Annotated in this window: 17 protein-coding genes and 1 pseudogene; 1 reads left to right on the top strand and 17 read right to left on the bottom strand. The window is 51.8% G+C overall.

Annotated features, from left to right (window positions below; all coding sequences use genetic code 11):
• Window positions 1-39 precede the first annotated feature (39 nt).
• From spoVT to pth, 5 genes are all read right to left on the bottom strand, one after another.
• Window positions 40-582, bottom strand: a complete 543-nt coding sequence (spoVT, locus tag PUT07_RS33670; RefSeq protein ID WP_274473199.1) for a stage V sporulation protein T — start codon at window positions 580-582, stop codon at window positions 40-42.
• A gap of 247 nt (window positions 583-829) precedes the next feature.
• Window positions 830-1,861 (bottom strand): peptidylprolyl isomerase, encoded by a 1,032-nt coding sequence (locus tag PUT07_RS33665; protein WP_274473198.1) that lies wholly within the window; start codon window positions 1,859-1,861, stop codon window positions 830-832.
• A gap of 34 nt (window positions 1,862-1,895) precedes the next feature.
• Window positions 1,896-5,423, bottom strand: a complete 3,528-nt coding sequence (mfd, locus tag PUT07_RS33660; RefSeq protein WP_274473197.1) for a transcription-repair coupling factor — start codon at window positions 5,421-5,423, stop codon at window positions 1,896-1,898.
• 89 nt (window positions 5,424-5,512) lie between these two features.
• Complete coding sequence (locus PUT07_RS33655) at window positions 5,513-5,740, bottom strand: anti-sigma-F factor Fin family protein (RefSeq protein ID WP_274473196.1); 228 nt, start codon at window positions 5,738-5,740, stop codon at window positions 5,513-5,515.
• Window positions 5,741-5,861: 121 nt separating this feature from the next.
• Window positions 5,862-6,422 (bottom strand): aminoacyl-tRNA hydrolase, encoded by a 561-nt coding sequence (pth, locus tag PUT07_RS33650; protein ID WP_274473195.1) that lies wholly within the window; start codon window positions 6,420-6,422, stop codon window positions 5,862-5,864.
• A 127-nt stretch (window positions 6,423-6,549) separates the two neighbouring features.
• Between pth and PUT07_RS33645 the strand changes: the two genes are divergently transcribed.
• Entirely contained in the window at window positions 6,550-6,750 is a 201-nt protein-coding gene (locus tag PUT07_RS33645; protein ID WP_274473194.1) for a hypothetical protein, read from the top strand.
• A 65-nt stretch (window positions 6,751-6,815) separates the two neighbouring features.
• On the opposite strand, the gene PUT07_RS33640 is transcribed toward PUT07_RS33645, so the two are convergent.
• The 12 genes and pseudogenes from PUT07_RS33640 to PUT07_RS33585 all read right to left on the bottom strand — a co-directional run bounded on the left by PUT07_RS33640 (window position 6,816) and on the right by PUT07_RS33585 (window position 16,749).
• Window positions 6,816-7,451: a 50S ribosomal protein L25/general stress protein Ctc gene (locus tag PUT07_RS33640; protein ID WP_274473193.1), complete on the bottom strand. Its 636-nt coding sequence runs from the start codon at window positions 7,449-7,451 to the stop codon at window positions 6,816-6,818.
• A gap of 151 nt (window positions 7,452-7,602) precedes the next feature.
• Window positions 7,603-9,009 carry a bifunctional UDP-N-acetylglucosamine diphosphorylase/glucosamine-1-phosphate N-acetyltransferase GlmU gene (gene glmU / locus PUT07_RS33635; protein WP_274473191.1) on the bottom strand — a complete coding sequence of 469 codons (1,407 nt, stop codon included), beginning with the start codon at window positions 9,007-9,009 and terminating at the stop codon, window positions 7,603-7,605.
• A 136-nt stretch (window positions 9,010-9,145) separates the two neighbouring features.
• Entirely contained in the window at window positions 9,146-9,430 is a 285-nt protein-coding gene (gene spoVG, locus PUT07_RS33630) for a septation regulator SpoVG (protein ID WP_028557369.1), read from the bottom strand.
• A gap of 119 nt (window positions 9,431-9,549) precedes the next feature.
• Window positions 9,550-9,933, bottom strand: a complete 384-nt coding sequence (locus tag PUT07_RS33625; RefSeq protein WP_274473189.1) for a RidA family protein — start codon at window positions 9,931-9,933, stop codon at window positions 9,550-9,552.
• Window positions 9,934-9,935: 2 nt separating this feature from the next.
• A complete protein-coding gene (gene purR, locus PUT07_RS33620; protein WP_274473188.1) occupies window positions 9,936-10,772 on the bottom strand; it encodes a pur operon repressor in 837 nt (278 codons plus the stop codon).
• A 269-nt stretch (window positions 10,773-11,041) separates the two neighbouring features.
• Window positions 11,042-11,896 (bottom strand): 4-(cytidine 5'-diphospho)-2-C-methyl-D-erythritol kinase, encoded by an 855-nt coding sequence (ispE, locus tag PUT07_RS33615; RefSeq protein ID WP_274473187.1) that lies wholly within the window; start codon window positions 11,894-11,896, stop codon window positions 11,042-11,044.
• Between the two features lie 325 nt (window positions 11,897-12,221).
• Window positions 12,222-12,392: pseudogene (locus PUT07_RS33610) on the bottom strand (small, acid-soluble spore protein, alpha/beta type); the annotation flags it as partial.
• Between the two features lie 117 nt (window positions 12,393-12,509).
• Window positions 12,510-12,785, bottom strand: a complete 276-nt coding sequence (gene veg / locus PUT07_RS33605; RefSeq protein WP_028557365.1) for a biofilm formation stimulator Veg — start codon at window positions 12,783-12,785, stop codon at window positions 12,510-12,512.
• A 253-nt stretch (window positions 12,786-13,038) separates the two neighbouring features.
• Window positions 13,039-13,917 (bottom strand): sporulation peptidase YabG, encoded by an 879-nt coding sequence (gene yabG / locus PUT07_RS33600; protein WP_274473186.1) that lies wholly within the window; start codon window positions 13,915-13,917, stop codon window positions 13,039-13,041.
• Window positions 13,918-13,973: 56 nt separating this feature from the next.
• The gene (gene rsmA / locus PUT07_RS33595) at window positions 13,974-14,882 is read right to left on the bottom strand and encodes a 16S rRNA (adenine(1518)-N(6)/adenine(1519)-N(6))-dimethyltransferase RsmA (RefSeq protein WP_274473185.1); all 909 of its coding nucleotides are present in this window, start codon (window positions 14,880-14,882) and stop codon (window positions 13,974-13,976) included.
• An 18-nt stretch (window positions 14,883-14,900) separates the two neighbouring features.
• The gene (gene rnmV, locus PUT07_RS33590) at window positions 14,901-15,446 is read right to left on the bottom strand and encodes a ribonuclease M5 (RefSeq protein ID WP_274473182.1); all 546 of its coding nucleotides are present in this window, start codon (window positions 15,444-15,446) and stop codon (window positions 14,901-14,903) included.
• 163 nt (window positions 15,447-15,609) lie between these two features.
• Entirely contained in the window at window positions 15,610-16,749 is a 1,140-nt protein-coding gene (locus tag PUT07_RS33585) for a 3D domain-containing protein (protein WP_274473179.1), read from the bottom strand.
• Between the last annotated feature and the right edge of the window lie 136 nt (window positions 16,750-16,885).

Here is a 16,885-nt window from a genome sequence, read left to right as displayed (position 1 = left end):
CGTCACCTCAGTAAGGAAGCCTTTGTGTTTTCGTATTCGCTATTGTTCCATCTGTTTCGCTAGAAAACCTGCTGCTGTTTCTACCATTTTCACTTCCATATTGCCCATCTTCACACTCTCGTCTTTGGAGATGAGAATGACCGCACCGATCGGATCTCCTCCTGCCACAATCGGAGCCGCTACGAAAGAAGAGAAGGTTTCACTTGCATCCTTAATAATTTCAAACTGGCCTGTGTTGCTTTCAAGAATCGGTTTACGGTTCTCCATACAGGATTCGATAATCGACCCGACAGACTTTTCTAAGAAATCCTTCTTGGACCCACCCGCCATTGCAATAATTGTGTCTCGGTCTGAAATCATAGCAACATGATTGGTACTCTCGTATAACGACTCGGCATATTCTTTGGCAAAATCGCCAAGCTCACCTATCGGCGAGTATTTCTTAAGAATCACTTCACCGTCACGATCCACGAAGATTTCCAAAGGGTCACCCTCGCGAATTCGCAATGTGCGTCGTATTTCCTTGGGAATAACTACTCTCCCTAAATCATCTATCCGACGGACAATTCCAGTTGCCTTCATACCTCTAGATGCCTCACTTTCCGCTCAAGAATTAGATACGACAGGAGCATGTTATCTTGTATGCTAGATCGGGGTTTTGGTGGGACCTTGAATTCTATCCATAGTATTCTTCACTTCCCAATCTTCTATGCAGTCGCGCCTGCTGAGGAATTTACTCTCTATGTAGCTCTGCACCCTGCTGCGATTAGGTTGTCCAAAAATAACAAATAAAAACAGGATGTCCATAATCGGACATCCTGGTAAGTTCTTACTTCGCCGCCGGGCTCGCTGCAGGACTAGCTGCAGGGCTTGCCGCAGGAGCAGGGCTCGCTTCCGGCTTAGGCAGATTATTCGTCTCAATCAAATTCGGATACTCTTTCTCCGCAAACTCAGAGAGGGATTTCTCCGCGAGCTGGGATTTGATTTGCGTCTTGAGCGTATCGTCCAGCTGCTTCGTGCTTCTGGATTCCACTTTCATCACGTGGTAACCGAAGGAGGATTCAACCGGATCAGAAATCTTGTTCAGCGGAAGTGTGCTCGCCGCTTCTTTGAATTCAGGCACCCACTGGTTGATGTCCGCATCTTTGTACGTACCGCCTTGATCTTTGGAACCCGGATCGTCAGAGTACTCTTTCGCAAGCGCCGCGAAATCGCCGCCGCCGTCCAATTTCGCTTTGACTTCTTTGGCTCTTGCCAATGCTTCGTCTTTGGTACGCAGATCTTTCTGTGTCGCCGCATCTTTCAAGGAAATCAGAATGTGGCTGACCGTCGCGATATCAAAAGCGTGCGCCGCCGCTTGCTCGTTGTAGGAGTCTTGAACCTCTTTGTCCGTCACTTTGCCTTCCATGCTGCCCATGGTATAGAAGCTCATTTTCATCAGGGATTCGATATCCTTCAGCTCGATGCCATTGTCCTTCAACTGCTTGTCCATTCCGCCTTCTTGTTTGCCGAAGTAATCCGTGATCGCCTTCATTTGCTCGGTGACTTGCTTGTCGGCATCCGCCTTCACTTTATCGTCGGCTTTCGCGGACAATACGCGGAAAGTGACCATTTGCTTCAACATATCTTGCTGGAAAGCAGGATCTGCCATGAATTGCGCCAACTGCGGGGAAAACATTTTGTTCACGTTGATGAACGAATCGAACTCGCCGCGCGTAATTTTGCCGCCTTCTTTGTAAGTGGCGATTACATCGCTCGCATTGCCTGCAGCTGCTGCAGAAGGTGAAGGAGAAGCTGCCGCTTCGCCTTCCTTCTTGCCGCAAGCGCTCAGCACCGTAAATGCAAGCAGCAATGCCACCATGCTTAATATCCATTTTTTCGAAAAAAGTCGTTTGCTAGTATGATTTGGCAACATCCTTTAATTCCCCTTTCGTTTTCAGAACATCCTTATATTGTACCAAGAATTTCTCCACCAACTCGATGGAAGCTTCTGGCTTCAACCCTTTGCAGCGAATAGCGATATGCAGCTGCGGGTCTGCATTCAGCTTGATGCGATTATCGAAGCCTTTGGTCAGATTAAGGAGCTTCTGTCCGTCCAGCCTGCCATTCTGATCGATATGCACCTTGATTAAGTAATCATCCCCTTTTTGGCTGATCGACTCAATCCGGTACTCCGAGCCGTACGCTTTCAACCGGGCTACGGACAGCAGGTTGAACACAGCCTGCGGCAGATCCCCGAAGCGGTCAACAAGCTCGTCATGCAGATCTGCGGCCTCCTCCAACGTGCGGATAGCGGCCACTTTTTTGTAGATTTCGATTTTTTGCATGCTGTCGTAGATGTAATCGGATGGCAGATACGCATCCAGTTGTATGTCGATGGAAGTGTTCCATTCCGGTTCCGGTTGGGCCGCTTCCCCATCTATTTCCAGCTTCAGCTTAGCAATTTCCTCTGCCAGCATCTGCGAATAAAGATCGAATCCGACGGAAGCAATGAAGCCGTGCTGCTCGGCACCCAGCAGATTCCCTGCGCCGCGAATCGACAAATCCCTCATCGCAATTTTAAAGCCTGAGCCAAGTTCTGTAAACTCTTTAATCGCTTGCAGACGTTTCTCCGCCACTTCGGTCAGCACTTTATCCCGCTGGTAGGTGAAGTAGGCGTAGGCTACGCGATTGGAACGGCCTACGCGCCCGCGCAGCTGGTAGAGCTGGGAGAGTCCCATTTTGTCCGCATCATGCACGATTAACGTATTCACATTCGGAATATCGACACCCGTCTCGATAATGCTCGTGCTCACAAGAACGTCGTATTCCCCATCAAGGAAGTCGAGAATCGTCTTCTCCAGCTCCTGCTCGCCCATCTGGCCGTGCGCGACGGTTACTCGGGCATCCGGTATCATCATGGAGATCTGATCGGCGATTTGCGTAATTCCCTGCACCCGGTTGTAGAGATAGTACACTTGGCCTTCACGCGCCAGCTCCCGCTCAATCGCTTCTCTAACGAGCGCCGGGCCATACTCGACCACATACGTCTGAACCGGGAAGCGGTTCTCCGGAGGCGTCTCGATAACGGATAAATCGCGAACCCCGAGCATGGACATATGCAGCGTCCGCGGAATCGGGGTAGCCGTCAACGTCAGCACGTCGACATTCGTCTTGAGACGCTTCAGCTTCTCCTTATGCGACACGCCGAAACGCTGCTCTTCATCGACAATGAGCAGACCAAGATCCTTGAACTGCACATCTTGGGAAAGCAGCCTGTGCGTACCGATGACGACGTCGACCGTCCCCTTCTTCACGCCCTTCATAACTTCCGTCTGCTCTTTCTTGGAGCGGAAACGGCTCAGCACCCGGACGTTAAACGGATAGCCGGAGAAACGCTCGCGGAAAGTCTCATAGTGCTGCTGCGCCAGAATCGTCGTCGGCACGAGTACAGCGACCTGCTTCCCGTCGATCGCCGCCTTGAAGGCCGCGCGAACGGCCACCTCGGTCTTCCCGTAGCCCACGTCGCCGCAGAGCAAGCGGTCCATCGGACGCGACTTCTCCATGTCGTTCTTAATTTCCTCGATCGCTCTCAGCTGGTCCCTTGTCTCGTCGTAAGGGAACATAGCCTCGAACTCGTTCTGATACGAGCTGTCTTTGTTGAACGCGTAGCCTGTCGTCGCCTGACGTTCGGCGTAAAGCTTGATCAACTCGTCGGCAATATCCTTCACGGACGCCCGGGCCTTGCTCTTCACTCTGGCCCAATCGGCTCCGCCAAGCTTATACACCTTCGGTTCCTTCTCTTCAGAGCCTACGTACTTCTGAATGAGATCGATCTGATCAATCGGTACGGACAGCTTATCGCCGCCGGCGTACATGATATGCAGATAGTCTTTATGAATACCGCCCACTTCGAGCGTACCAATACCGACGTATTTCCCGATGCCATGGTTCACATGAACGACGTAATCGCCGATTTTGAGCTCCTGATAGCTCTTGATCCGCTCGGCATTTTCCAGCTTCTTCTCAACCTTGCGGGCTTTCCGCTGCTTCTGCGTGAAGATTTCGCCTTCCGTAATGACGACCAGATGAATCGAAGGCAGCTCGAACCCCGTCTGCAAATTGCCGTCGACAATTTCCGGCAGCTCGATCTGGTAGTCGTTCAGAACGCGTCTCACGCGCTCAGCCCGCTCCTCGCCGCCTGCGAGCAGAATGACCTTGGAGCCGTTCTTCTTCCAGCGTTCCATCTCCGCTTTGAGCAGATTCATCTGTCCGTGGAAGTTCTGCATCGCCCGGGAGACGAAGTTCACGATATTTTGCGGCTGAATCCCCACGACCTGGCGCAGGAAGAGCGACAGGTATACCGTCGGGAACGGTCTGCGGTGCAGCAAAGTTTCGTAAGATTTGGACAGCACAAAAGCCGGCAAGCTCTTCCCCTCGGTCAGCGCATGCATCATCCACTCCGCCTCATCGCGCTCAAGCTGCTTCGCCGTTTCCAGCAAGCGGGCCGGTTCGTCGATGATCAGCACAGCATCCTTCGGCATGTAGTCCATGAGGGTCTGTCTTTCCGTATATAAAAGCGAAATATATTTATAAATGCCGGGAAACGTCTGCCCTTCGCGGAGCAGCTCAATATCGTGTCCGATCCCTTCGAGCAGCTTGTCTTTGGCCGAGCGGTCGGTCATTTTGTCCAACTGGACCTGCAGCAGTTCGTAAGCGCCCTGCGCAGCCGATTGTAATCGCTTTCTATCCGCTTGAATCTCGCGGCAAGGAGGGATCGTTATGGACTGTAATTTATCTATTGACCGTTGGTCACTCACATCGAAGGTCCGAATAGAGTCTACCTCGACGTCAAACAGTTCGATTCGAATGGCGTTCTCCGACGTCAGCGGAAACAAATCGAGAATGCCGCCCCGAACGCTCATTTCCCCTTTCGTTTCGACCCGCTCCACACGCTCGTAGCCTAATAGTGATAGGGACCCGAGAAGCTCTTCCAAGTTGACGTTATCCCCAACTTGTACGGTGATTCGCGATTCCTCGAACACTTGTTTGACCGGCAGCAGCCTTCGCACCCCAGCGAACGGCGCGATCACAATACCGCGGTAGCCGCTAGCCAGCTTAGTAAGCACATCGATGCGATGCGCCAGCATTTCCGGACTGGAGGCCGCTTCTTCCGCCGTCAGAACCTCTTGCGACGGATACAGCAGGACGTTGTCTTCCGATAGACACTCTAGCAAATCCTCCGCTATCTTCTGAGCGGCAAACATATTATGAGTAACAATGAATAGCGGGCGCGTTAGCTCTCGCGCAAGAGTTGCGATCATCACTTGCTTGGAGGAGCCGGTAAGTCCGGCAACGAGCTGCTCTTTCATCTCGGACCTGATGCCTGACACGATCGTTTGAAAGTCGGTATCCGCAGAAAAAGCCTGAATTAAAGCTTGCAAACAAGTACACTCCTCTCACAAAAAGAAGCCTTGGCACACTTGCCTCGGCTATAAACTCTTCATCATCATTTTACTTCAGGTAGATCACTTTACTGCAAGGGACTGGCCAGCAAGGACAGCTCCGGATTCGCCTCCAGCGCCTCGCGGCAGTAGTCGCACACGACCCTGACCGTAACGTCTCCATTTGCGTTATACGATATTATATCTCTACGCTCATCGGGGGTCAAGAAATGGAAACCCAATTGCTGCTCCGTGATCGAATGTTGATTGATTTCCCCGACAAACGTGTGACAATGTCTGCAAATGTACTTAATCATATATGTATGCCTCCTTCGACAATTCAATTACATCCTAGTATGGCCATTCTCCGGAGATATTAGCCGAATGTGCCATGGACATTTTTGAATGGGACACACATACAATAAGGCAGCGCCTGACCTATTTGTTAAACTTACCCATCGTCTTCTCGAAAGGCTCGTTCATCGAGGACAGCATCGCTTCGCACGTCAAGTCCAGCACGTCCTCCAGCGACTTCATCTCATCCTTGGTGAAATTGGATAACACATAATCGGCGATATTGTAGCCGGGCGCCGGCCTGTTTACCCCTACGCGGATGCGGTTGAAGCTCTGTGTGCCGGCATGCTGAATGATGGACTTAATGCCGTTGTGGCCGCCCGCACTCCCTTGGTAGCGAAGCCGGATCTGCCCGTATGGCGTATCCATATCGTCATAGATAATGACGACGTCCTCCAGCTTGATTTTGTAGAAATCCAGCACCGCTCTCATCGATTCGCCGGAGAGATTCATATACGTCATCGGCTTCAGCAGAAATACTTTCGTGCCGTTCACGTTGCCTTCCGCGAGAAGCCCTTTGCCCTTATTCTGAAACGAGCTTATCCCCATTTTCGCCGCGAAACGATCAATAGCCAGAAACCCGACATTATGCCGGTTTAATTCATATTGTTTTCCCGGGTTACCCAGTCCGATAAAACATTTCATGTTCTTCCATTTCCTCCTAGCCGTAAACTAAAAAATCCTTGGCGGATTCTGCTTTTTAAGGTTATTGTGTACCTATATGTGACTTCAATGAACCAACAAATACCTAGCTGCGGGTGATTCAGAGAATATGTATCTCAACGGACAACAACTAATCAGCGATCACCATTTCCAGGATCATATAGATGCCGGTATTCCCGTCCAAGTATACTACCAAAACTTGCATAAGGATATAGGCTATATCGAAATTTATACGGAACATTTCGTCAAAGTCGGCAATACGTTCTATAACCGCAAAACGCACTTTATCGTCTCGCGCCCCGGTTACTGACCCTGCCTAATCCGAAGAAAAAAAGGATACCCTTCGCTTCTGCCGAGGGTACCCCTTCTTCGCCTTTATACCGGTTGTTCCTCTTTCGCTTCCTCACTAACCTCGTTCGGCTTATCTTCCTTGCCTTGAGCAGCAACGTCCTCCGGAGCCTCTTTCTGTGGCGCAAGGATGGTCAGCACCAGCTCGTTCGGATCCGATTTCACTTCAACATTCCCCGGCACCGTCAGCTCACTGACGAGCATGTTCTCTCCGATGCCGACATTCGATATATCGACGGTAATGGAAGCCGGTATCTGGTTCGGCAGGCAGCGGATCTCCAGCTCATGCAGCTGAATCTGCAGAATGCCGCCTTCCTTCGCTCCGATCGCATCTCCCACGAAATCGAGCGTCACCACGGTTTTCACCGGCTCATCCATGTTGATTTGGTGGAAGTCCACATGAAGCAGTTCCCGGCTCAGTGGGCTGCGCTGGATCTCATTGATCATGACCGGCTGCTTGCCGCCGTCCGGCATGTCCAGATCAATGATCGCATGCGGGTTTTTCCGTAGCAGCGCCATCAGATCCTTCTGATCGACGGTGATGACCGTTGAGGCCACCTTCTTGCCGTACACGACCGCCGGCACTTTGCCCTTTACACGCAGCTGCTTGATATCGAATTTTGTAGTCTCTTTGCGGGCTTCCGCTTTCAATGACATTGCCATATGACAAAGAACCTCCTAAAAATTTTGCTCAGCACAATTACTTCCGTAAAAGACGCCAAGTGGTAACCGCTAGTTCATAGCGTACCCAACCTTAGGAGGTTCCATCCAAATTCATCCTAGCAAGGGAGATTTACCGTGCGGTTATCTCTTGCTATTCTTTCTTCGCTTTGCCGTTTTCCTTCTTCGCTTTCATCCGCGCTTTGATCTTATCCGCATAGCCCGGTTTGTTCGTCTGTCTTTCCCGTGCGATCGCCAAATCCCCGTCATTCACGGCATGCGTGATCGTAGAGCCTGCGACAACGTAGGCGCCATTGCCGATCTTCACCGGAGCGATCAAGTTCACGTTGCTGCCTACGAAGGCATCGTTGCCGATTTCCGTCAGGCTCTTGTTGAAGCCGTCGTAATTGACCGTAATCGCACCGCAGCCAATATTGACGTTCGTGCCGACCACGGCGTCACCCACATAGCTCAGATGCGATACTTTGGTCCCCTCGCCCAGGGTCGCATTCTTAATCTCGACGAAATCGCCGATCTTCACTTGCTTCCCGAGATTGGCGCCAGGCCGCAAATAAGCGAACGGGCCAACGCTGGCTTCGTTATCGACAGTAGCGCCTTGGAGTACGGACTGCTTGATCGTCACGTCATCCTTCACGACAGAGTCGATAATCTCCGTGTTCGGGCCGATCGTGCACTGCTCGCCGATAACCGTACTTCCGCGCAAAATCGTGCCCGGCAGCAGCACCGTATCCGCTCCGATCGTCACACCTTTCTCGATGTACGTATTGGACGGATCGATAATGGTGACCCCATTCAGCATGTGCTCGCGATTAATCCGGGCTTTGAACAAACGCTCCGCTTCCGCCAGGGCGACCCGGTCGTTCACGCCGATCGACTCCGCCGCATCTTCCATGCAGTAGCCTTGAACGATCTCGCCTGCGCCTGTCAGAATGCCGATGACATCCGTCAAATAATACTCGTTCTGGGCATTGTTGTTCGTAACGGAACCCAGCGCCTTGAACAGCTTGCGGTTATCGAAAATGTACGTACCCGTATTGATCTCCTGGACAGCCGCTTCCTCGCTGGTGCAATCCTTCTGCTCGACAATCCGCACCACGCGCCCGTCATCACCTCGAATAATACGGCCGTAGCCTTGCGGCTCATCCAGCTTCGCCGTCAGAATCGTCGCCGACGCGCCGGACCGCTGATGCAGCTCGATCGTACTGCGCAGCGTCGTATCCGAGATCAGCGGCGTATCGCCGCAAATCACGACGGTCATCCCTTCCTCATCGCCAAGCTGGTCCTTGGCCTGCAGTACCGCATGACCGGTTCCGCACTGCTGCTCCTGCAGCGCATACTCGACGCGGTCGCCAAGGTAGCTCTTCACAGCTTCAGCACCGAAGCCGACGACGACCAAAGTTCTTGTTGCGTCTATTTGCTGAAGCGTATCGACAACGTGCCCTACCATTGGTTTGCCGACAACGGGATGAAGCACTTTGTACAGCTTCGATTTCATTCGTTTACCTTGCCCTGCCGCCAACACTATCGCCATAACCTTCAATGCCTATCCAACCCCTTTATTATCGTGAATGCTGTATGCCTGGATTCATGGATTTATAAGTTCATCACCTTCCAATATAGCACCAAAACCACTCAAAAGAAAAGAGAGCCCCTAAGGGCTCCCTTCATATTTTACTTTATGCACCTTCTTCAATAACTTCTTCTTCCACGGCTGCGCGGTCGTATTCAGCCAATACGGCAGCTTGAATTTTCTCGCGTGTTGTGGAAGAAATTGGATGAGCGATGTCGCGGAACTCTCCATCCGGCGTTCGTTTGCTAGGCATAGCTACGAACATCCCGTTGTTACCATCGATAACACGTATGTCGTGTACGACGAACTCGTTATCGATCGTAATCGAAGCGATCGCTTTCATCCTCCCCTCGGAGTTGACCCGGCGGAGCCTTACATCTGTAATTTGCACTTTGTGTTCACCACCTTTTTCCATCTCTGAGACTTGGGTGTAATATTCCACATCGGCGTGCAAATTCCTTCTTCTTTTTTTGAAATTTTCGATAATTTTATACAATCTTAATGTTACTGTTAATTTTCGACAGGAATCACAGCAATTAACTCAATTTCGACAAAAACATCACGAGGTAATCGAGCAACTTCGACAGTCGATCTGGCCGGCTTGTGATCGCCGAAATACGAAGCATAAATTTCATTCAGCTCTGCGAACTGGTTCATATCCTTCAGAAACACCGTCGCTTTCACGACTTGTCCGAAGGAAGAGCCGGCCGCTTCCAGCACGCCCTTCAAATTGGCGAAAACTTGATGCGCCTGCTCCTTCATTCCGCCCTGTACGATTTGTCCGTCCAAGCCGAGCGGGATTTGTCCCGAAGTGAACAGCAGGTTGCCCAGCTTAACGGCTTGCGAATAAGGTCCGATAGCAGCAGGCGCTGCCGTTGTTGAAATGAATTCCATCGCTATGCGTCTCCTTTTGTATGATCAAAATAATTTCCCGGTTCCACGGTAATCTGCTTGGTCTTCGAGTCTACGCCATATAGGCGGGCAAGCGACACGTAATCGTCAACGAGATGCTCCTCGACCTCGCAAGACTCCATGAAGACGCCGACGCCCTGCACGGAGGCTTTGAATTCGGCGAGCAAATCCATCATCCCGTGAATGGTACCCCCGACATGCATGAAATCGTCGATGATAAGCACCTTCGACTCCTCTTTCAAGGCGCGTCTGGCGAGCGACATCGTCTGGATCCGTTTGTTGGAGCCCGATACGTAGTTAATGCTCACAGCGGAGCCCTCGGTTACCCGGCTGTCCCTGCGAACGACGACAACGGGCAAATTCATATAAGTAGCCGTCGCGTAAGCGAGCGGAATGCCTTTCGTTTCTACGGTCATAATCACGTCGATATCCCGGCCTGCGAAGGCTGAAGCGAACGTTTTGCCGATTTCATTCAAATATTGGGGCTGCCCCATAATATCAGACATATACAAGTAACCGCCCGGCAGGATCCGTTCCGGTTGCTGCAGCTGCAAGCACAGCTGTTCAATGAACTTCAGCGAGGTCTCCTTAGGCACTTTGGGCGAAAACTTCACGCCGCCGGCAGCACCCGCAAGCGTTTGCAGCTCGCCGAGCCCCTCTTCCTCGAAAACTTCTTTAATAATTGCCAAATCCTCGCTGATCGAGGACTTCGCTGAGTTGTAACGCTCGGCAAAAGTCGTTAAAGGAATTAACGAATGGGGGCGAAACAACAAGTACTGCGTCATTTCTACCAGCCTAGCGCTCCTTTTCAACTTTTTCATCGCACTACCCCCCACAAAATCCGAATAATATAATGAAAATATACCACTTTTATACGTATTTATTCAAGCTTAGCATGAAAATTAACTTGACACACACCTGACACATACGTTACATACTTAAAAATGCTATACGTTCTCCTGGGCTTGCCCTCGAATTCCTATAGCAGCAAACATAAGTAATCTTAGTAATGCCAAAATCCCTTCGGACTTCCATACGCCGCACCTTAAAAAAGAGCCCTTGCAGGGCCCTCTACACACACTTCCGTCGCTTATGTCAGCATGCGCACCGCATAGACATCCTTGCAGAAGCCGCGCAAGCCGTTATAAATCCGAGGCACCTTCGCTTCCTTGGAAACAAGTCCGAATACGGTCGGCCCGCTTCCTGACATCAAGACGCCGTCCGCTCCCAAACGCTGCATACATTCCTTGAGGTGTCTCACCTCCGGATACAAGTCCAGCGTCACTTCCTCCAGCACGTTGCCGAGGTTCGCGCAGAGCTGATCGAACTGCTTCTCCCGAATCGCCTTCAAGACGTTCTGCGTCGAAGGATGCCGCTTAATCTGGCGGGCGTTCAGCTTCCCGTAGATCTCGGATGTGGACACATTAATCGGCGGCTTGGCCAACACAACCCAGCACTGCGGCGGCGAGACGACCGGCTCCAGCTTCTCTCCCCGTCCCGTGGCAAGCGCCGTCCCTCCCGTTACACAGAAAGGCACGTCGGAGCCGAGCTCCGCGCCAAGCACCTGCAGCTCTTCCATCGGAATATTCAAATCCCACAGCCGGTTCAAGCCTCTCAGCGTCGCCGCAGCGTCGCTGCTGCCTCCTGCCAGTCCCGCAGCTACGGGGATCTTCTTGTCCAAGTGTATGTAGACGCCTTTCTTGACGTCATAACGGTCCTTGATCAGGCGCGCCGCCTGAAAGGCCAAATTCTTCTCATCTAACGGAATATAGCCCGCCTGACTGGATATAATGATCGTGTCCCGCGACATCTCCTGCATTTCGATCCGGTCAGCCAAGTCAACCATCGTCATAACCATCTCTACTTCATGATAGCCATCGGGTCTTTTATGTAAAACATCTAAGGATAAATTGATTTTAGCCGGTGCTTTTTCAAATATTTTCAACCGAATCACCTTCTTTTGCTCGTTTGCCGTTTCAATATTATAACAAAAGCGCAAAAAAAAAGCTAAAGCATTCGCTTTAGCTGTAGGAAGGGCGCTGATCGGCTGGAGATCCTTGCTGAGGGGCCGTGCCTGCCCCGTGAAAGCCTGTTGGTGCCTGATTCGTCATTGCATTCGGTGAATAACCGCCGTAACCGCCCTGGTTATAGCTCGTCTGAGCATACGGTTGCTGAGCAGGTGCAGGAGCTTGAGCATATGGCTGCGGAGCAGGCGCTTGAGCATACGGCTGCCGATAAGAAGCTTGTGCCGGCGGCGCTGAGGCTGTCTGCTGCTTCACCAGCGTTTCCTGGGCAATCTGTATAGCCCGCTTGACCATATTCCCGGCATCCTTGGTTCGAATGCCCTCCCAGCCTTCACGCTGCACCACCTCGTAGAACCCGAGATCTTTGGCGAGCTCGTTTTTGAAACTCTCGGACATAACACTTCTTCTGCGACTCATACTGCGAACCTCCTTTGGCTTGGTTAGCATAAAGTAACGTTAGTATGCACAAGGGGTCTTCGGTCCATTCAATGCAAAAAACAGACCCTCAGGTCTGCTCATTATAGAAACGGTTGTTTAATGTTGGATATAGGTAATTCGCACCTGGCCGTCGTCATTGCACACCGTCACTTCAACAGATTCGGTAAGAATGTCGGCGTAGCTGTAGGATACTCGTTTAAAGGCGTGTGATTCTTGGTCCAGCTTCACAATAAACACAGAAGGGTAGGTTTCTTCTAAAACACCGGAACGCTCGACTGTCTTTCGACGGCCACCATTCGCTCTCAACATGATCTTCTGCCCGACGTGGGGCTCCAAACTGCGTTTGATTTCCAACAGCGCATTTTTTGCCATTGTCAACTACCACCTCTTTCCTAAGTAATTATAACCCATTCTGACAGGCATGTCAAATGAGGTCAAATATTATATCAGCACCTCAATCCAGTTGTCAACGGCATTTTCGCCTAATTCTCGAATTGCCCATTGTACAGGTTGTCTCCAAAGTTCGCAAATTATTCACACTTTTCCAATAAAAAAAGACACTCCCCCGCCAACTCCGCCAAGGAGCCGGCCATTAGGAAAGTGTCATTATATGAGTAAGCACCGTTCACGTATGCTCTTCGGTATGTTGAATGCCAGGAACCCCCATCCGGTAGCTCCCTCTCGTCTCTACGCCTCCCAGTCCGTCCAGACCCGTTACCGTTAAGTCCATAATGTCCAGCATGGATATGGTGTCCTTCACTGACGTATAAGACAGCTTCGCGGCAATACAGAGCGGATCCAGGGCGTGTATGAGGATACGGGCCGGCGAGCTAGCGAAATTCGCCCCCGCGCGCAGCAGCGCCTCGAAATGCGACTGACAGGCACCGGCCACGATAATCATCGAATCCCGATTGCGTTCATACTGCCGGGCCACATGGACCGCGTTGACGAAGTTCTGCGAGTTCTTATAGCTGGCCAAACCGCTCGGACCGGCCGCTTTGCGATGCTTCAGAATGCCGTCATGCCCGGTAATGACCACAATGTCCGGCTTGATTTGCGGAAGCAGCCGGTGAAGTGCGTCAGCCATTTGGGATTCGGGAATATAATAGCCTTCTGCCGGTACCCGCAGCTCTCCGTAAAGCTGCATGCTTTTGCGCAGATAGGTCGGGTCTCCGTCCAAGTGCAGCACCTTGCCGGGCACTTCGAAATACCCCATGCCAGGCTTCTGGTTATGCGTCACGGAATGATGATTCTTCTCCTGCAGCTGCATCTGGGATACTGCGAGTCTCCGCAGCGATTCTCGGAACTCCGGCGAACTCGACCGGGGATGATCCAGATCCGCCGAATCGGCTGGGTTCCTCAACGTTAAATCCACTAAGGGCGCATCTGCAAGCAATCTATAATCGACACCGCGCAGGATAGCCTTCAGTTGTTCAATGCGTTCAATCTTAAACATGACGTCGCCGCCATAGGATTTACGGGTTACAAAATCTCCTTGCCTCATCGCACCAATCCCCTCCTAGGGTTATCCTATGGCGGGACTGGGCATTTGGTGCGGGTTTATTTGCAGCCGTGCGCGCGCAGCGCCGTCGACAGACGCGCGAACTCTGCCATGCTGAGCGTTTCGCCGCGGCGCGAAGGCTCGATCTCACAGCCGTGCAGCAGCGCTTCCAGCTCGGCCTTGTTGTCTTTGGTAAAGAACCGCGCAGCCAGGTTATTGTACAGCGTTTTGCGCCGCTGCACGAAGGAGGCCTGGACCACGGCGAAGAAGAAGTCCACGTCCGCCACCTCGACCGGCGGCGCTTGGCGCACGCGCAGCCGGATGACGGCGGAATCGACGTTCGGCTGCGGCACGAAGACGGTGCGCGGCACGATCGTGACGAGCTCCGGCTCGCAGTAGAACTGAACGGCAATGCTGAGGCTGCCGTAATCTTTGGTGCCGGGGCGGGCGGCCATGCGATCCGCCACTTCTTTCTGAATCATCACGACAATATTCTCCAGAGGGAGCTTCTCTTCGAGAAGCTTCATGATAATCGGCGTCGTGATGTAGTAGGGCAGATTGGCGACGACACTGACGCCATCCACGCCCGCGAAGTGCTGCCGGAACAGCTCCGGCAGGTCGGTCTTCAAGATGTCGCTATGGACGACGGTGGCATGCGGGTACGGTTCCAGCGTCTCGCCTAGAATAGGCAGCAGACGCTGGTCGATCTCCACGGCCAAGACGCGCCCTGCGAGCTTGGCCAGCTGCTGGGTGAGCGCCCCGATGCCGGGGCCGATCTCCAACGCGCCTTTATTCGGCCCGAGCTCGGCGGCCGAGATGATCTTGCTCAGGATGTTCTGGTCGATCAGGAAGTTCTGACCCAGACTCTTCTTGAGCACGAGATTATGCTTCTTGATAATTTGCTTCGTCTTGCTGGGTGTTGCCACGTCCTCTGCTGTTACATTCACGGGATTGCCGGGTATATTCATCCTATAGACCTCATTTATCTATATATTCGTCGTTTCCAGATGCTCCAGAGCCGCCTCGAATTCCTCACGCGAAATCTGGAACATCGCACATCGCTTATAAAATTGCTTGCCATTGCAGTAGCCGATGCCAAGCGCGTTCCCTACAACGAGCCGGCGTGACGCAGCCTCGGGATGGACGATCAGCCCTGCCTTCACGAGATCCTCCATGGTTAGCTGCGAGACAGCCCCTTCGTACTCCGTCCGAAGGTTCTGCAGCGCCTGCCGGATCGTCTCCGGCGACGCATTCTCCACGCCGATGTCGCCCTTGTACTCCGCCTGCTCCTGCGTGATGAAGGCATGCTTGCAGCCCGGCACCTTGGCGGTGACAATCTTGCGGATCCGCTCGCCGGCGTGATCGGGATCCGTGAAAATAATAACGCCTCTGCGCTGCTGCGCTAGCGCAATGCGTTTCAAGACGGCTTGCCCGATGGCGGAGCCGCCGGTTTCTATCGTATCCGCCTCGACAGCTCGGCGGATCGCGGCCGTGTCATCCTTGCCTTCGACGACAATGACTTCTTTGATCATAAATCGATTCCCTTTCCGTACCCCAGATACAGCCATTGCAAGCCTAAAGTATATAATATCTTATCTACGCAGAAAAAGAAGAGGGGACCCCTCTTCTTTCGCCCAGACTGCCAGCCTGGCCACGTATATATGACATTCTTCCCGCTATAACAGACGTTTACACTTAGTTTTCAGACGGTTTTTTTGGTCCTACGACATATACGGTGTACCCTTGTTTCGTTCCGAATTTATTGGCATAGTTATGGTCTTCGAAGTATACGTCAATCATTTGGCCTTTCACACCGCTGCCGATATCTTCGGCACGACGGAAGCCCACACCCTCAATGTAAACCCACCATCCGAGCGGGATCACCTTGGGATCAACTGCAATCGTTCTGCCTTCAGTAACCGTAGTTCCTGTGTATGTCTTACCGTACCCAGGAGTTCCTTCCGCTTTGCCTGTCGAATCAACCCCTGCCGAATAGGCGGTCAGCTTCACATTTTTCAGAATTTGCTTATAGCCGAATGTAACACCATTTTTAGAAACTTCATCCACACTTGGAGATGAGGCCGATAGAACAACAACGGGATTTTTCGTGCCGACGGACACGACTTTATTGACGCTTTCTTGCTTCACTTCTTGGCTTACAACGGCTTCCGCAACGAGTACACCGTCTTCATACGTTTTCTCTTTCTTTTTCAGCAGAACGCCCTCTTTGCCTTCTTGAACAACTTGCTCTTTGCCTTTAAGCATCGATGCATCGTTCTTCTTCTCGGTATCGAATGCAATCGCTTCGGTCACTTCCTCCGTCTCTTTCTTTACGCGGACGATCTTGATCTCATCGCCGGCGTTCAGAGCGGCTGTCGGTTCAGGAGTTAATTTATCTTGCTCCCCAAGTGCAATATGTAAACGTTGCAATGCACTTTCGACCGTTCTTGCAGTTGTGTAAACAGTGGTGGTCTTTCCATCAGCAGTCAATTGAATTGGGGAAGCGTGTTCGATGACGAATTTATCTCCGCCCTTGATCGTAGTCGAAGGCTCTGCAGATATTTCATCGTGTTCACCAATCGTTATGGCTTGTTCATCCAGTAGGCGTTGCAGGACCCATTGCTTCGTGTGCACAACGGTTTCTTGTCCATTCACAACCACGGATACGCTCTTGGTAGCCGTACCGTACAACAACACCAAAAACATGAAAGTCATTGCGATTGAGATAAGAGCCAAACTCAAAATCAAACGCAAGTTTTCATGCTTCCATCGCAATGCGAAGGACATGCTGGATGATCGTTTTACATGGGTCTCGCTTAAAGAGATACTGCCCACTTCTTCGGTCCTCCTTCAAAGCCTCGCCGCCAGGTTACAGCATGATTAGATTTGACGCGACTAAGGTTTAAATTTAACTTAACGTGTTCATCACCGCCAGCCCGCTGAATATAGAGCTGCGAATCGGCGATTCACC

Source organism: Paenibacillus sp. MAHUQ-63, from assembly GCF_028765165.1.
GTDB lineage: Bacteria > Bacillota > Bacilli > Paenibacillales > NBRC-103111 > Paenibacillus_E.
Note: the sequence above shows the minus strand (reverse complement) of the source record. Positions and strands in the feature narration are given on the sequence as shown.

Bases quoted from the DNA above. Each gene is read 5' to 3' on its own strand.
- spoVT (WP_274473199.1), bottom strand. From the start codon at position 582: ATGAAGGCAACTGGAATTGTCCGTCGGATAGATGATTTAGGGAGAGTA.
- PUT07_RS33665 (WP_274473198.1), bottom strand. From the start codon at position 1,861: ATGGTGGCATTGCTGCTTGCATTTACGGTGCTGAGCGCTTGCGGCAAG.
- PUT07_RS33655 (WP_274473196.1), bottom strand. From the start codon at position 5,740: ATGATTAAGTACATTTGCAGACATTGTCACACGTTTGTCGGGGAAATC.
- pth (WP_274473195.1), bottom strand. From the start codon at position 6,422: ATGAAATGTTTTATCGGACTGGGTAACCCGGGAAAACAATATGAATTA.
- PUT07_RS33645 (WP_274473194.1), top strand. From the start codon at position 6,550: ATGTATCTCAACGGACAACAACTAATCAGCGATCACCATTTCCAGGAT.
- PUT07_RS33640 (WP_274473193.1), bottom strand. From the start codon at position 7,451: ATGGCAATGTCATTGAAAGCGGAAGCCCGCAAAGAGACTACAAAATTC.
- PUT07_RS33625 (WP_274473189.1), bottom strand. From the start codon at position 9,933: ATGGAATTCATTTCAACAACGGCAGCGCCTGCTGCTATCGGACCTTAT.
- purR (WP_274473188.1), bottom strand. From the start codon at position 10,772: ATGAAAAAGTTGAAAAGGAGCGCTAGGCTGGTAGAAATGACGCAGTAC.
- veg (WP_028557365.1), bottom strand. From the start codon at position 12,785: ATGGCAAAAAATGCGCTGTTGGAAATCAAACGCAGTTTGGAGCCCCAC.
- yabG (WP_274473186.1), bottom strand. From the start codon at position 13,917: ATGAGGCAAGGAGATTTTGTAACCCGTAAATCCTATGGCGGCGACGTC.
- rsmA (WP_274473185.1), bottom strand. From the start codon at position 14,882: ATGAATATACCCGGCAATCCCGTGAATGTAACAGCAGAGGACGTGGCA.
- rnmV (WP_274473182.1), bottom strand. From the start codon at position 15,446: ATGATCAAAGAAGTCATTGTCGTCGAAGGCAAGGATGACACGGCCGCG.